The 14,378-nt window shown below is 67.9% G+C and carries 18 protein-coding genes and 2 tRNA genes; 9 read left to right on the forward strand and 11 right to left on the reverse strand.

What is annotated here, in order from left to right; genetic code table 11:
- Nucleotides 1-7: 7 nt before the first annotated feature.
- The 4 genes from trxC to G7B71_RS12050 all read right to left on the reverse strand — a co-directional run bounded on the left by trxC (nucleotide 8) and on the right by G7B71_RS12050 (nucleotide 3,330).
- Nucleotides 8-439, reverse strand: a complete 432-nt coding sequence (gene trxC / locus G7B71_RS12035; RefSeq protein WP_166041200.1) for a thioredoxin TrxC — start codon at nucleotides 437-439, stop codon at nucleotides 8-10.
- Nucleotides 440-475: 36 nt separating this feature from the next.
- Nucleotides 476-2,089: a peptide chain release factor 3 gene (locus tag G7B71_RS12040; RefSeq protein ID WP_166041202.1), complete on the reverse strand. Its 1,614-nt coding sequence runs from the start codon at nucleotides 2,087-2,089 to the stop codon at nucleotides 476-478.
- Nucleotides 2,090-2,189: 100 nt separating this feature from the next.
- Nucleotides 2,190-2,651 (reverse strand): NUDIX domain-containing protein, encoded by a 462-nt coding sequence (locus G7B71_RS12045; protein WP_166041238.1) that lies wholly within the window; start codon nucleotides 2,649-2,651, stop codon nucleotides 2,190-2,192.
- 4 nt (nucleotides 2,652-2,655) lie between these two features.
- Nucleotides 2,656-3,330: a protein-L-isoaspartate(D-aspartate) O-methyltransferase gene (locus tag G7B71_RS12050; RefSeq protein ID WP_166041204.1), complete on the reverse strand. Its 675-nt coding sequence runs from the start codon at nucleotides 3,328-3,330 to the stop codon at nucleotides 2,656-2,658.
- Nucleotides 3,331-3,477: 147 nt separating this feature from the next.
- On the opposite strand from G7B71_RS12050, the gene G7B71_RS12055 reads away from it, so the two are divergent.
- The 3 genes from G7B71_RS12055 (at nucleotide 3,478) to G7B71_RS12065 (ending at nucleotide 4,778) form a co-directional block, all read left to right on the forward strand.
- A complete protein-coding gene (locus G7B71_RS12055) occupies nucleotides 3,478-4,080 on the forward strand; it encodes a DUF805 domain-containing protein (protein ID WP_166041206.1) in 603 nt (200 codons plus the stop codon).
- 47 nt (nucleotides 4,081-4,127) lie between these two features.
- Entirely contained in the window at nucleotides 4,128-4,652 is a 525-nt protein-coding gene (locus G7B71_RS12060) for a DUF805 domain-containing protein (RefSeq protein ID WP_166041208.1), read from the forward strand.
- 41 nt (nucleotides 4,653-4,693) lie between these two features.
- Nucleotides 4,694-4,778 (forward strand) — tRNA-Leu (locus G7B71_RS12065).
- 10 nt (nucleotides 4,779-4,788) lie between these two features.
- On the opposite strand, the gene G7B71_RS12070 is transcribed toward G7B71_RS12065, so the two are convergent.
- The gene (locus tag G7B71_RS12070) at nucleotides 4,789-5,445 is read right to left on the reverse strand and encodes a TetR/AcrR family transcriptional regulator (protein WP_166041210.1); all 657 of its coding nucleotides are present in this window, start codon (nucleotides 5,443-5,445) and stop codon (nucleotides 4,789-4,791) included.
- Nucleotides 5,446-5,581: 136 nt separating this feature from the next.
- Between G7B71_RS12070 and G7B71_RS12075 the strand changes: the two genes are divergently transcribed.
- Together G7B71_RS12075 and G7B71_RS12080 are read left to right on the forward strand one after the other, a co-directional pair.
- The gene (locus G7B71_RS12075) at nucleotides 5,582-6,781 is read left to right on the forward strand and encodes an AI-2E family transporter (protein ID WP_166041212.1); all 1,200 of its coding nucleotides are present in this window, start codon (nucleotides 5,582-5,584) and stop codon (nucleotides 6,779-6,781) included.
- A gap of 73 nt (nucleotides 6,782-6,854) precedes the next feature.
- Nucleotides 6,855-6,931 (forward strand) — tRNA-Asp (locus G7B71_RS12080).
- 12 nt (nucleotides 6,932-6,943) lie between these two features.
- Here the strand turns inward: G7B71_RS12080 and G7B71_RS12085 are convergent.
- From G7B71_RS12085 to G7B71_RS12110, 6 genes are all read right to left on the reverse strand, one after another.
- Nucleotides 6,944-7,255 (reverse strand): MBL fold metallo-hydrolase, encoded by a 312-nt coding sequence (locus tag G7B71_RS12085; RefSeq protein ID WP_207774784.1) that lies wholly within the window; start codon nucleotides 7,253-7,255, stop codon nucleotides 6,944-6,946.
- A gap of 16 nt (nucleotides 7,256-7,271) precedes the next feature.
- The gene (locus G7B71_RS12090; protein WP_166041216.1) at nucleotides 7,272-7,940 is read right to left on the reverse strand and encodes an MBL fold metallo-hydrolase; all 669 of its coding nucleotides are present in this window, start codon (nucleotides 7,938-7,940) and stop codon (nucleotides 7,272-7,274) included.
- Nucleotides 7,941-8,134: 194 nt separating this feature from the next.
- Nucleotides 8,135-8,356: a DUF2842 domain-containing protein gene (locus G7B71_RS12095; RefSeq protein WP_279338406.1), complete on the reverse strand. Its 222-nt coding sequence runs from the start codon at nucleotides 8,354-8,356 to the stop codon at nucleotides 8,135-8,137.
- Nucleotides 8,344-8,928 (reverse strand): 5-formyltetrahydrofolate cyclo-ligase, encoded by a 585-nt coding sequence (locus G7B71_RS12100; RefSeq protein ID WP_166041218.1) that lies wholly within the window; start codon nucleotides 8,926-8,928, stop codon nucleotides 8,344-8,346. Before G7B71_RS12100 ends, G7B71_RS12095 begins: the two co-directional genes overlap by 13 nt.
- Before the next feature lie 154 nt (nucleotides 8,929-9,082).
- Nucleotides 9,083-9,427, reverse strand: coding sequence for a cell division protein ZapA (locus G7B71_RS12105; RefSeq protein ID WP_166041220.1), 345 nt, complete (start codon nucleotides 9,425-9,427; stop codon nucleotides 9,083-9,085).
- Nucleotides 9,427-9,642, reverse strand: a complete 216-nt coding sequence (locus G7B71_RS12110) for a hypothetical protein (RefSeq protein ID WP_166041222.1) — start codon at nucleotides 9,640-9,642, stop codon at nucleotides 9,427-9,429. Before G7B71_RS12110 ends, G7B71_RS12105 begins: the two co-directional genes overlap by 1 nt.
- A 135-nt stretch (nucleotides 9,643-9,777) precedes the next feature.
- On the opposite strand from G7B71_RS12110, the gene tkt reads away from it, so the two are divergent.
- The 4 genes from tkt to G7B71_RS12130 all read left to right on the forward strand — a co-directional run.
- Nucleotides 9,778-11,766, forward strand: coding sequence for a transketolase (tkt, locus tag G7B71_RS12115; protein ID WP_166041224.1), 1,989 nt, complete (start codon nucleotides 9,778-9,780; stop codon nucleotides 11,764-11,766).
- Nucleotides 11,763-12,767 (forward strand): type I glyceraldehyde-3-phosphate dehydrogenase, encoded by a 1,005-nt coding sequence (gene gap, locus G7B71_RS12120; protein WP_166041226.1) that lies wholly within the window; start codon nucleotides 11,763-11,765, stop codon nucleotides 12,765-12,767. The genes tkt and gap overlap by 4 nt, the downstream gene beginning before the upstream one ends.
- 35 nt (nucleotides 12,768-12,802) lie before the next feature.
- Nucleotides 12,803-13,987 carry a phosphoglycerate kinase gene (locus G7B71_RS12125; protein ID WP_166041228.1) on the forward strand — a complete coding sequence of 395 codons (1,185 nt, stop codon included), beginning with the start codon at nucleotides 12,803-12,805 and terminating at the stop codon, nucleotides 13,985-13,987.
- A 50-nt stretch (nucleotides 13,988-14,037) separates the two neighbouring features.
- The coding region (locus G7B71_RS12130) for a hypothetical protein (protein WP_166041230.1) at nucleotides 14,038-14,378 on the forward strand (341 nt) is incomplete at its 3' end.

Below are 14,378 nucleotides of genomic sequence, written 5' to 3' on the forward strand. Positions count from 1 at the left end.
AGGCGGCTCAGCTCGCCGCCTGCCGCGCCCAGCCGACCAGCGCCTGAAGCGGCATGGCGCCCATCGTCCGGGCGAGTTCGCGGCCGTTGCGGAACAGGATCAGCGTGGGAATGGCCTGCACCGCGTAGCGCGCGGCGATCGTCGCCTGCGCCTCGGTGTCGAGCTTGCCGAGGCGGAAGTCCGGCTCGAGCGCGCCGGCGGCGGCCTCGAACGTCGGCGCCATCTGCCGGCACGGTCCGCACCATTCGGCCCAGAAGTCGACCAGAAGCGGCAGGTCGCTGCCCGCATGCTTGTCGAAATTTTCCGCCGTCAGCTCGACCGGCCGTCCCTCGAACAGCGGCGAGCGGCACGTGCCGCACTTGCCCTCCGTGAGGCGCGTGCGCTCGACCCGGTTGCGGGTCGCGCAGGTGGGGCAGGCGAGGGTCAGCGGATCGGTCATGGTCTTATCAAAGCGCCGGCCGCCGCGTCGTTCCGGTCAGTTCCTCTCGCGCACCGCGGAGAAGCGGATGTTGGGCCAGTCCTGCTCGAAACGGCCGAGCTCCCAGGCGTTGCGGATGAGGAGGACGGGGGCGTCGTTCTGGTCCTCGGCGAGGATCGAGGCGTGCGTGCTCGTCAGCCGCTTGAGCTCCGCGGGGTCGTCGCTGCTGATCCAGCGGGCGACGTCATAAGGGCTGGGCTCGAAGTCGACCGCGACTCCATATTCGGCCTGCATGCGGGTCGCGAGCACCTCGAGCTGGAGCGCGCCGACCACGCCGACGATCCAGTTGGAGCCGATCGTCGGTCGGAACACGCGGATCACGCCTTCTTCAGCCAAATCCTGAAGACCCTTGCGCATCTGCTTGGTTTTCATCGGATCGCCGATGCGCACCCGGCGCAGGATTTCGGGCGCGAAGTCGGGCAGGCCGGTGAAGGTGATGTCGCCGCGCTCGCTCAGCGTGTCGCCGACATGGAGCGTGCCGTGATTGGGGATGCCGATGATGTCGCCGGGCCGGGCGAGCTCGGCGAGCTCGCGGTCGCGGGCGAAGAAGCTGATCGGGTTCTGGATGGTGATCGCCTTCCCGGCGCGGCCGTTGGCGAGCTTCATGCCGCGCTTCAGCGAGCCCGAGCAGACGCGCAGGAAGGCGATCCGGTCGCGGTGGTTGGGGTCCATGTTCGCCTGGACCTTGAAGATGAAGCCGCTGACCCGCGGCTCGTCGGGCTGGACCGGGGCGGGGCGCGCCGGCTGGGCGCCCGGCGGCGGCGCATGGTCGGCGAGACCGTCGAGCAGCTGCTCGATGCCGAACAGTTTGAGCGCGCTTCCGAAGAAGACCGGGGTCAGGTCGCCGTTGCGGAAGGCGTCGAGATCGAAGGCCGGATAGGCCTCGCTGGCGAGGCCGCCTTCCTCGGCGAGGTGAGCGGCGGCCGCCGCGGGGATGATGCCACCGATCGCGGGATCGTCGATGCCGGCGCAATCGACCCATTCGCCGGGGTTGGTCCCGTCGCTGCGGTCGACCGTCAGCAGCTTGTCCCGCCGCAAGTCGTAGAGGCCGTGGAACAGCCCGCCCATGCCGGTCGGCCAGTTCTGCGGGGAGACATCGAGCTGCAGAGTCTCGGCGATCTCGTCGAGCAGCACGAAGGGCGACAGGCCCTCGCGGTCGACCTTGTTGATGAAGGTGATGATCGGGATGTTGCGAAGCCGGCACACCTCGAACAGCTTGCGCGTCTGCGCCTCGATGCCCTTCGCCGCGTCGATCACCATGATCGCGCTGTCGACCGCGGTCAGCGTCCGGTAGGTGTCCTCCGAGAAGTCCTGGTGGCCCGGCGTGTCGAGCAGGTTGAAGCGGATCCCGCCGCGCTCGAAGGTCATCACCGACGAGGTGACCGAGATCCCGCGCTGCTGCTCGATCTCCATCCAGTCCGAGCGCGCCCGCCGCCGGTCGCCGCGCGCGCGGACCTCGCCCGCCTCGTGGACCGCGCCGGCCGCGAACAGCAGCTTCTCGGTCAGCGTCGTCTTGCCCGCGTCGGGATGCGAGATGATCGCGAAGGTGCGGCGCTCGGTGTGAGAAGCGGCGGCCGCGGGCGCGGCGACCGCGCGGTTGAGATCGGTCATTTTGGCCTCTGATGCGGCAGGGCAGGCACCAAGCGCCGCTCAAGCCACGAAAATTCCGGAAAGGCGGCCAGATAGGCTGTTTGGCCGCAAAAGAACAGTCTCAGCCGGCGATCAGCGCCGCCAGCGCGTCGAGGATCGGGCGCTGGCTCGGCAGGATTTTCGCCTGCGCCTCGGCGGGGCCGAACCAGGCGACGCGGTCGACTTCGGGGAAGCTCTGCATCTGGCCGGAGCGCGGCGGCCATTCGATCGCGAAGCTGGTGCTGGCGAGCGCCTCCGGATCGAAGTCCGCCTCCAGCGCGAAGGCGGTGACCAGCTTGCCGCCTTTCTGGCGCACGTCTCCCAAGGCAAGGAGCGGTCCATCCGGCACCGGGCCCACTTCCTCGGCGAACTCGCGCCGTGCAGTCTGCTCGGCGCTCTCGCCCTCCTCGATCAGGCCCTTGGGAATCGCCCAGGCGCCTTCGTCCTTCTTCGCCCAATAGGGTCCGCCGAAATGGGCGAGCAGCACCTGCGTCTCTCCGTCGCGGCGGCGGTAGAGGAGCAGCCCGGCGCTGTGCTGGGGCAGGGGATCAGCCCATCGTCTCGAGCTTGGTGAAGCGCACCGGCATCACCTCCTCGGTCCCCGTCGCGCCTGCCTCGTTCTTGGTGACGAGGGTGAGGCGCTGCACGTCGTCGCTGCCCAGCGGCACGACCATCCTGCCGCCCGGCGCAAGCTGGGCAAGCAGGGCCGGCGGCACCTCGGCCGCCGCGGCGGTGACGAGGATCCGGTCGAACGGCGCATGCTCGGGCCAGCCGCGCGAGCCGTCGCCGACCCGGATGTCGACGTCATGGTCCAATTCGGCGAGGCGGATCCGGGCGGCCTGGGCGAATTCCTCGACGATCTCGACGCTGCGCACCTCGGCGCCGAGCGCGGCCATCACTGCGGCCTGGTAGCCGAGCCCGGTGCCGACCTCGAGCACCCGATGGCCGCCGCGGACGTCGAGCAGATCCAGCATCAGCGCGCCGATGAACGGCTGCGACACCGTCTTGTCGAAACCGATCGGGAGCGGCGTGTCCTGGTAGGAGACGATGGCGAGCTGAGGCGGCACGAACAGGTGGCGCGGCACGGTGAGCAACGCCTCGCGTAGCCGCGCATCGACCGCCGTCTTGCCGATCTCCTCCGACGCAAGGTCGAAATGAAGGTCGATCACCTCGACCATGTGGCGCCGCAGGACGGCCAGATGCTGGTCGGTCATCGGCTTCATGACGTCGTCTCCCGGTCAGCGGCTCAATGGCCCTCGCCGCCGCCGCGGGCAAGCATGTCCCGCACCCCGTTCGCGCCGCACTTGATTGTGGCGCCGATTTGGACAAGCCTGCTCGCCGCTATTCATCGACCGATTGGGGGGAGTCGGATGAACTGGATGCTCTTGCCGCTGCGCCGCTACGCGGACTTCAGCGGCCGCTCGCGCCGCATGGAATTCTGGATGTGGCAGCTGTTCCTGTTCCTCGTGAACTTCGTTCTGATGATCATCGCGTTCGCGATCATCGGCGGGGCGATGTTCTCGGTCCTGCGCGACAATCCCGACGCGTTCGATGCGCGCGGCGACTACAGCTATGACGGCGCTTATTATGCGGACAGCGTGCCGCCCGACGCCGCGCTCGCCACGATCGGAGTGGCCGGAATTGTCATCTTCGGGCTGCTGTTCCTGTGGTGGCTCGTCATCCTGGTGCCCAACATCGCGGTCGCGGTCCGCCGTCTCCACGACACCAATCGCAGCGGCTGGTGGCTGCTCGCCCCGCTCGCGCCCTATGCCATCGGCGTGATCGCCTTGATGATGGCCGCGGCCGTCCCCGATCTTCTCATCCTGGCCGGGATCATCTGGCTGGTCGCGATCCTCGCCGCCTTCGGGCTCGGCATCATGCTCCTCGTCTTCTACTTTCTCGAGGGCACGCGCGGGCCGAACCGCTTCGGACCGGACCCGAAGGGGCCGACCCATGAGGAGACGTTCCGCTAGCCGCCGACGCCCGGCCGCTCGTTGCTGATCAATAAGGGGGAAATGCGATGAACTGGATGCTGATGCCGCTGCGCCGCTACGCCGATTTCAACGGCCGCTCCCGGCGCAAGGAATATTGGATGTGGACGCTGTTCAACCTGATCGTCGGCGGCATCCTGGGCGCGATCCTGATGGGGATGATTTTCTCGGCGACCGCGCGCGTGGCGGAGCGCGGCGGCGTCGAGAGCTATGAATATAGCGACTATGACAGCTCGGACTCGGGTTTCAGCTATGAATCGGGCTCGTCGACCAACGTCGATCCGACCATGTTCATGGAGGAGTTCAGCACCGGCGGCTGGATCCTGATCGGCTTGCTGTGTCTGTGGTGGCTGTTCACCCTGATCCCCAACCTCGCCGTGACCATCCGCCGGCTTCACGACCAGGACAAGTCGGGCTGGATGATCCTGCTCGCCTTCATCCCGCTGGTCGGGGGAATCATCCTCTTGGTGTTCATGCTCCTCGACGGCACCCGCGGCCCGAACCGCTTCGGCCCGGACCCCAAGGGACCCGGTCATACCGACACGTTCGGCTGAGGTTGCGGCCTTGAGGGCGGGGCTCTAAGAGCCTCGCCCGTGCCCCTGTGGCGGAATTGGTAGACGCGCTCGACTCAAAATCGAGTTCCGCAAGGAGTGCCCGTTCGACTCGGGCCAGGGGCACCACCTTTCCGCATTAGAAAGCGATGGGAGCGGCTCCCGCCGCCGCCTCGCCGCGCTTGCCGTAGGCGCGGATGAAGGCGCCGATATGGGTCGCGGCCAGCGCGTTGGGGTCGAGCGGGCGCTGGGTCCTGCCGCCGAGCTGCTCCTGGTGGAGATGGGCGAGGATCAAAGGCGCCGCGAAGGCGAGGGCGGCGTGGCGCGGCTGGACATTGGCCATCTCGCCGCGCTCGACATGGGCGGCGAGGCGCTGCTCGAGCGCCGCCAGCCATGGTTCCAGAACCGTCTCGAGCGCCGCCGGGCCGAGGTCCGGATGGGCGAGGCCGTTGATCAGGGCGATGGTGAGGCTGTCGCCGCCGCGCGCGTGCAGGTGCATGACGATCTCGTCGGCGGCGTCGGCGAGCGAGGTGGCGAAATCGCCGCCGGGCGCCGCCAGCCGCGCCACGCCAAGGGCCGAATCGGCGCGCTCCTGATCGAGCACCGCTCGGATCACCTCGTCGCGCTTGCCGAAATAATGGGTCATGGTCGACAGGCCGACCCCGGCCGCCGCGGCGAGCTCGCGCCACGACGCGTGAGTCGCGCCCTTCTCGCCCAGACGGGTTCGGATTCGGCCGAGCAGCTCTCGCCTCTTCTCCTCGAAGCCCGGCGCGCGCATCCCCTTCGGTCTCGGCATGTCTATCCCCCTCGGCCCGGCTCGGTTGATCCACTGTAGCCGCCGGGATCGCATGATCCAGCGAAAAATCCGGCGCCGCGAGGCTTCCCAGCGGCCCGGCTTGCAGGCATGAATCGCGCGACGGAGTTCGACGCGCATGAACAAGATGGAGACGGGGAGCCAGGGCGCGCCGGAGCCGGTGCCGGCGCCCGCCGGGCTGGACGAGGAGGATGGCGGCCGGGTCGGCTTCCGCCGCGACCGCCTGCTCGCCGCGCTCACCTTGATCTGCGGCCTGCTGCTCGCCTTGGCCCTGCCCTTCGCGCTGCGCTACGGCGCGGAGTTCTTCCTGCCGGTCACCGCCGCCCTGGTCATCGCCATCGCTCTGGTGCCGCTGCTGGAATGGCTCGAGCGGCGGCGGGTGCCGTCGGTGCTCGCGGCGCTGGTCTGCGTGCTTCTGCTGCTCATCGTCGCCAATATCGCGGTCGCGTCGATCGTGTTCCCGGCGATGCAGTGGGTCGAGGACCTGCCCGAGCGGATCGACAGCATCCGAGCGACTCTGGCGCCGATCTTCGACCTCTATGCCTCGCTCGAGCACTTCATCGACGACCTCGTCCGCGAATTCGGCCAGACTTCGTCGCCGTCGGCGCCGCAGACGGTGACGGTGGAGCCGCCCAACTCGCTGCTCGCGATCATCGCGACGTCGGCGCCGCACGCCATCCTGCAGATGTTCTTCGCCATCCTGGTGATCTTCTTCTTCCTCTCCGGCTGGACGCGCATGCGCAAGCGCACCATCACCACCCGCGCAAGCTTCGACGGCGCGATGACCACGGCGCGGGTGATCCAGCAGGTGGTCGACGCGACCTCGCTCTATCTCGGCACCATCACGATGGTGAACGTGACGATCGGGCTGGTTACCGCGGCTATCCTGTGGGCGATCGGCATGCCGACGCCCTTGATGTGGGGCGGCATCGTCGCCCTGCTCAATTACATCCCCTATCTCGGGCCGATCGCCTCGGTGGTCCTGCTCGCGGTCGGCGGCCTGATGGTGTTCCCTGATCCCTGGTATGCCTTGCTGCCCGCGCTGAGCTTCGCCGGTATCCACCTCGTCGAGGCCAACATCATCACGCCGACCCTGGTCGGGCGCCGCCTCACCATCAACCCGCTGCTGATTCTCGTCGCCCTGAGCTTTTGGGCGTGGGTATGGGGGACGGCCGGCGCCTTGCTCGCGGTGCCGCTGCTGATCATCGCCAAGACCGTGCTCGACGCGGCCGGCAAGCCTGACATCGCCGGCTTCCTGTTCGAGGAAGGCATCCTCATCCACGACTCCCACGAAGAGCCGCCGCGCAAGCGCGAATGACCTCGAAAAAAGGTCCGCGAGGCTTGTTGACAGGGCAGGGGCGCTCGCCTAACTCGCCGGCCTCACACCGAACGCGGGTGTAGCTCAGTTGGTTAGAGCGCCGGCCTGTCACGCCGGAGGTCGCGGGTTCGAGCCCCGTCACTCGCGCCATTTCCCATCGTCTCAATCGGCGTCGCCGGTCTGCCCGAAGGCAGCCTCGACCTCGGCCATCATCTCCGCCTCGAGGCCTTCGTAGCGCGGCGAGAAATGGAATGGCTCGACCCGCCGCGCGCCGGCGGCGCGGGCGATCTCGCCGGCTGCCGTGGTCGTGAGATGGGCGCGCGCATCGGCTTTGTCCCTGTCCCGCGCGGCGAACGACGCTTCGATCAACAGCATGTCGGCGTCTTTCGCCAGCGCGGCGATGGCGGCGCGATTGGCCGGCGTATCGCGGACATCCGTCGCATAGGCGATCTTCTGGCCGGGCTCGACGCTCACCAGGTCGCGGAGGTTCTTAAGTGGAACATATGATCCATCCGGCAGTTCGATCCACCAGTCGTCCGGCCGCGCCTCGCGCACCGCCTGCTTGAGCGGCTTCAGCCACGGGCCGAGCGCCAGTGCGCGCTCGCGCACCTTGTTGCCCGACGTTGACGTGGAGCGGCTCGGCAACCGCATAAGCGATGCTGGGCCCGTGATGCTCGAGGATCGCCGCCGCCACCGAAAAATCCGGTGTCTCCACGATCGCCCTGGCATTAATACGAATAATATCAATATATTCGACGGCAAACCTGTTCTTAAGCCTAAACATTAACCTTTTCGCGCGGACGTCCGATTGGAGCTCGATCACGTCGAAGACGAGGTCGTTGGGGTAGTTGTCGACGAGGTCCCATTCATAGCCGGCGAGCTTGTGGCCGACCCGCTCTCCGATCCCCACCGGGCCGCACAGGGTGATCCGCTTGGCCCGCCCGACATGGACCCGCAGCAGCGCATCGAAGCCGATGAAGTGGTCCATGTGCATGTGCGACACCAGGACATGATCGACGCGGAGCAGGTCACGGGTCGACAGCGCGGCGAGGTCGCCCAGGTCGAACAGCAGTGCCGATCGTTGATGCAGCTGCTCCACGAATACCGCGGGATCGCCGAAGCGCCCGTTGACTAGGCGGGGACGAAGGTTCGGGCGCATCGCCCGCGCTACTCGCTGTTCCGGCCGGGCCGCGCTTGCGGGATGCCGCCCTGTGCCTGTCGGTGCCTGCTGGCGCTCATCGTGGCTCCTCCGCGACGGCAACCCGGCGTGCCGGGCGCGGTTCCGCTCCGCGGCGAGAGGCGCCGAATTGCTGGTTCAGATGAACTACAGCGTTCCCTGCGAAGCCCTGCCGTTCAGCGGCGGCGCCAATGTCCCGTCGCGGTCCAGCGGAGCAAGGGCCGCACCGGGACGATCCAGGCGATGCCGACGACGACGTAGAACAGCATCTCGACCAGGAAGGGCAGGCGCGCGACGAAGGGCGCCAAGGTCGCCACCACTACGCTCCACACAGCGATCAGCAGCAGGATCAGCAACATGCCGACGCCGTTGCGCCATTTGGGCTTCAGGTCCTGCACGCAATCCACTCCCTGGGCGTCGCGATGGCGTCGAGCCGCTGGTCCCAGGGATCGGCGGGCAGCGGCGTATCGCTGACCTGCACGTCCCAGCCAAGGCCGATCGTGTAAACTTCGTGTCCGCCGTCGCGGAGATGGGCGAGGGCGCGGTCGTAATGGCCCTTGCCGTGGCCGATTCGGGTGCCCCGCCGGTCCGCCATCACCAGCGGCACCAACACCAGATCGGGCGCCAGCGCCTCATGGGCGAGCGGCGGCTGGAGAATGCCCCACGGGCTCGGCTCGGTCGCCGGCGCCTCGCGCCAGATCATCCGCGCGTCGCGGTCGGCGAAGGAGGGGAGAACGGCGCGCTGCCCGTCGATCAGTCGATCCAATATTGGATAGGGGCTGATCTCGTCGCGCAGCGGGTGGTAGCCGGCGATCACCCGGGCGGTCAGCACATGCGTCAAGACCCGCTCGGCGAGCTGCGCCTCGAGCTCGGCGCGCGTGTCCGCCGCAAGCGACCGCGCAAAGGCGCGCCGCGCCTGGAGCGCAGCCGCACGAAGCGCGTCTTTGGGGGAGGGTGACGGGACCGCCATGGCCGTTTGCTGGAATATCCTCTGACGCCAGAACGTCAGGTGGGGACCATGTGCGTCGGACCAGGGTCCGGGCAGGGATAGCCCCCGAGGATGTCTTATCGCCTCAGGGATGTTCGCAAAAGCTCGTACCGGGCAGTACCCGTCAGGGCTCAATCTAGGGTGTCAGCCGCGGTTCCTCAAGCGGGGCCGGCGCTTCCAGCCGCCGCGCCAGCGCCTCGACCCGGTCGGCGAGCGATTCCAGGGCTGCGACCAGCTCTTCGTCGACCGCCGCGGGCGGCGTCGGTCCCTTGCCGCCGGACTGCATGTCCTGGATGTCGTCGGCGAGCAGCAGGGTGGTGAACAGGAGCTGGCGGGTCTCGGTGAGGCTGCCGAGCGCGTCGGCGGCGTCGCGGGCGCGCTTGTCGGCCAGCGCCGCGACCGAGCGCAGATGCGCTTCCTCGCCGTCGCGGCACGCAACGCTGTATTTGCGACCGGCGATCTCGACGTCGATATTGGCCATCAGCCCGCCGCCTCCTCGCGTTCCGCGATCAAATCGTCGAGCTCGGCGATCGTCCGCTCGACGCGACCGCGCAGGCGGCCGTGGGCGGTGCGCAGCGCCTCGAGCTCGGACCGGTCGGCCTGGTCGACCTTGCCGCGCGCCGCGGCCGCCGCCTCGATCCGGGCAACCGCCCGTTCGATCCGGGACAGGGCCTTGAGTGCGCGTTGATCCTCCATGACGCGAAGCCATAGCATTGTTGCGGTGAGCGGCAAGGGGCGGGGGGCGACCGGTTGACGCCGCGACCCGACCGCTTAAAGACGCCGGCAAGCGCCGCCTTCCGGCGCGTCACTCACCAGGCACCGGGACCCTGCATGACCGTCGAACCGAGGTTGCTTGCGAACGCCATTCGGGCGCTGGCCATGGATGCGGTCCAGGCCGCCAATTCGGGCCATCCCGGCATGCCGATGGGCATGGCCGACGCCGCCACAGTGCTGTGGACCGAATATTTGAAACATGACCCATCGGACCCTAAATGGCCGGACCGCGACCGCTTCGTGCTGTCCGCCGGCCACGGATCGATGCTGATCTACGCGCTTCTCCACCTGAACGGCTATGAGCGGCCGACGATCGACGACATCAAGGGTTTCCGCCAGGTCGGCTCGCCCTGCGCCGGCCATCCCGAGAATTTCATGCTCGACGGCGTCGAGACCACGACCGGGCCGCTCGGACAGGGCGTGGCGATGGCGGTCGGAATGGCGATCGCCGAGCGTCACCTCAACGCGACCTTCGGCGACGACCTCGTCGACCACCATATCTGGTCGATCGCCGGCGACGGCGACCTCATGGAGGGCGTCAATCACGAGGCTGCGGGCCTCGCCGGCCATCTCGGCCTGGGCCGCCTCATCGTGATCTGGGACGACAACCGCATCACCATCGATGGATCGACCGATCTGTCGACGTCCGAGGATATCCAGGCGCGCTACCGCGCCTATGGCTGGCACGTCGTCGAGTGCGACGGCCACGATTTCGCCAGCATCCGCGCCGCCTATGACGCGGCGCTGGCGGATCCGCGCCCGTCGCTGGTCGCCTGCCGCACCATCATCGGCTACGGCGCGCCCAACAAGCAGGGCACCGCCGCCACCCACGGCGCCGCCCTTGGTGCCGACGAGGTCGAGGCGACGCGCGCGCAGCTCGGCTGGGACAGTGAGGCATTCGATCTACCGAACGATATCGCCTCGGCCTGGCGCGCGGCGGGCGGCCGTGGGCGGCAGGCGCATGCGGACTGGCGCAAGCGACTCGACGCGAGCCCGAATGGGGCCGAGTTCAGCCGGCGCATGGCCGGCGATCTGCCCGCCGACTTCACTTTGAAGCCCTATATCGACGGCCTGCTCGCGCAGCCCCAGAAGGTCGCGACGCGCAAGGCTTCAGAAATGGTCTTAGGATCGATTAACGAGATCCTACCGGAGACGATCGGCGGTTCGGCCGACCTCACCGGTTCAAACAATACCAAAACAAAGTCTCAGAAGCCGTTAACTATAAACGATTATTCTGGACGGTATATCTATTACGGCATCCGCGAGTTCGGCATGGCCGCGGCGATGAACGGAATGGCGCTGCACGGCGGCGTGATCCCGTATGGCGGCACCTTCCTGGTCTTCTCCGACTATTGCCGTCCGGCGATCCGTCTGTCGGCGCTTCAGCAGGCGCGGGTGGTCTATGTCATGACCCATGACAGCATCGGTCTCGGTGAGGATGGCCCGACCCACCAGCCCGTCGAGCATCTCATGAGCCTTCGTGCGATGCCGGACCTCCACGTCTATCGCCCGGCCGACACGATCGAGACCGCCCAGTGCTGGGAGCTGGCGCTGCGCCGCAAGGACGGGCCGTCGCTTCTCGCGCTCACTCGTCAAAACCTCCCGCAAGTCGTTACGGACGCGCAAGAAAATCTCTGTGCGCGTGGTGCCTACCGGCTTCGCGCCGCGACTGGCGAGCGGCGCGTCGTGCTGCTCGCGACCGGCTCGGAGGTCGAGATCGCGCTGGCGGTCGCCGACCGGCTCGAGGCGGCGGGCCATGGCGCCGACGTCGTGTCGATGCCGTGCTGGGAGCTGTTCGAGGAGCAGGACGCCGCTTATCGCGCCGATCTGCTGCCCGACCTGCCGCTGGATCGACTGCTCCGGGTTTCGATCGAGGCCGGCGCCACCTTCGGCTGGGAGCGCTACACGCTGAACGGCGGAATGCGCTTCGGCCTCGACCGGTTCGGCGCCTCCGGCCCGGCGGATCAATTGTACCATAAATTCGGACTGACGGCCGAGGCGATAGCCCCGCAGGTGATCGCCCGCCTTGAAGGAGTGAAGGAATGACCAAAGTTGCGATCAACGGCTTCGGGCGCATCGGCCGCCTGGTGGCGCGGGCCCTGCTGGAGCGCGGCGACAGCGGCCTCGAGCTCGTCACCATCAACGATCTCGCCGACGCCAAGTCGAACGCCCATTTGTTCAAATATGACAGCGTCCACGGCGCCTTCCCGGGCGAGGTGAAGGCCGACGGCCAGGACCTGGTCGTCAACGGCAAGCGCATCCGCGTCACCGCCGAGCGTGATCCCGCCAAGCTGCCGCACGGCGAGCAGGGCATCGACCTGGTGCTCGAATGCACCGGCTTCTTCACCGACCGCGACAGCGCCCAGAAGCATATCGACGCCGGCGCCAAGAAGGTGCTGATTTCGGCCCCGGCCAAGGGCGTCGACCTCACCGTCGTCTATGGCGTCAACCACGACAAGCTGGAGGCCGGCCACATCATCGTCTCCAACGCCTCGTGCACGACCAACTGCCTGGCGCCGGTCGCCAAGGTCCTCAACGACCTGGTCGGCATCGAGCGCGGCCTGATGACCACCATCCACGCCTACACCAACGACCAGAAGATCCTGGACCAGATCCATCCGGACCTGCGCCGCGCCCGCGCCGCCGGCATGTCGATGATTCCGACCACCACCGGCGCCGCCCGCGCGGTCGGCGAGGTGCTTCCGGAGCTGAAGGGCAAGCTCGACGGCTCGGCGGTTCGCGTGCCGACCCCCAACGTCAGCTTGGTCGATCTCACCTTCACCCCGAAGCGTGATACGAGCGTTGCAGAAATCAACGGCGCCCTGAAGGCCGCCTCGGAAAGCGGCCCGCTCAAGGGTGTCCTCGCTTACACCGAGGAGCCTTTGGTCTCGATCGACTTCAACCACAGCCCGGCGAGCTCGACCGTCGACAGCCTCGAGACGTCGGTGCTCGAAGGTAAGCTGGTCCGGGTGGTCAGCTGGTACGACAACGAATGGGGCTTCTCGAACCGCATGGTCGACACGGCCCGCGCGATGGCGGCGCTCTGAGCAACCTTCGGATCATCCGATCCAATGGAGCGGAAATGAGTTTCAGGACCCTCGACGATCTCGATGACGTCCACGGCAAGCGCGTTCTGGTCCGCGAGGACCTCAACGTGCCGATGCAGGACGGCCATGTCAGCGACGACACCCGCCTGCGCGCGACCCTGCCGACGGTGACAGAGCTCGCCGACAAGGGCGCGATCGTTCTGGTCCTGGCTCATTTCGGCCGCCCCAAGGTTCCGTCGCCCGACTTCTCCCTGTCGCGGATCGTCCGCGCCTACGAAGACGTGCTCGGCCGCCAGGTCCGCTATGTCGACTGGGAAGGCGACCTCGACAATGTCGCGATGCTCCAGCCCGGCGACATCGCGGTGCTTGAGAATACGCGCTTCTTCGGCGGCGAGGAGAAGAACGACCCCGCGGTGGTCGAGCGCTTCGCCCGCCTCGGCGACATCTACGTCAACGACGCCTTCTCCGCCGCTCACCGCGCCCACGCCTCGACCGAGGGCCTGGCGCGCGTCCTCCCGGCCTATGCCGGACGAGCGATGCAGGCCGAGCTGGAGGCGCTCGAGAAAGCGCTCGGCAATCCCGAGCGTCCCGTCGCCGCGGTTGTCGGCGGCGCCAAGGTCTCGACCAAGCTCGACGTGCTGAAGAACCTCGTCGGAAAGGTGGATCACCTGATCATCGGCGGCGGTATGGCCAACACCTTCCTCGCCGCGCGCGGCGTGAATGTCGGCAAGAGCCTCGCCGAGCATGACCTCGCCGACACCGCGCTCGAAATCCTCGACGCGGCGGACCGCGCGAACTGCACCGTGCACCTGCCCTATGATGTGGTGGTCGCGAAGGAGTTCGCCGCCAACCCGCCGAGCCTTCGCACTTGCAACGTCCACGAGGTCGCCGCCGACGAGATGATCCTCGATGTCGGCCCGGCCGCGGTCGAGGCTCTGGCTGACGCGATCAAGAACTGCCGGACCCTGGTGTGGAACGGCCCGCTCGGCGCGTTCGAGACGCCGCCGTTCGACTCGGCGACGGTCGCTCTGGCGCGCACCGCTGCGGCGCTCACCGAGGAAGGCAGCCTGGTTTCGGTCGCCGGCGGCGGCGACACCGTCGCGGCGCTCAACCATGCCGGAGTCGCCGACGACTTCACCTTCGTGTCGACCGCCGGAGGTGCCTTCCTCGAATGGATGGAAGGCAAGGAACTGCCCGGCGTGAAGGCGCTCGAGAGCTAGGCGAAATCGGCCGCTGGATCGGCTGATCCGGCGCTCGCGTGGAGACTGCAATGCCCAGATCCGCAACCGAGGTGATGCACGATGTCGTCCTCGCGGCCGTCCTCGACGGCGTCGCGGCGCTGCGCGCGTCGGCGGGCGGCATGCCCAACAATCTGCTGCGCAACCTCAACGCGATCCACGCCAACACCACCTTCGCCGATCTTCCCAAGGAGCTTCAGGACGCGATCAACGCCAGCGTGCGCTCCGCCTTTAACAGGCTGCTCAAGGAGGGCTATTCGGTGACCAGCGGCAGCGCGCCGCCGGCCCGTCCCCACCATGCCCCCCGCGACGGCGCGTCGCGCCCGCCGCGGCGGTCGCCGCCCTCCGGCGGCAAGCCGGGCGGCGGTAGGCC

Source organism: Sphingosinicella sp. YJ22, assembly GCF_011320075.1.
Taxonomy (GTDB): Bacteria; Pseudomonadota; Alphaproteobacteria; order Sphingomonadales; family Sphingomonadaceae; genus Allosphingosinicella.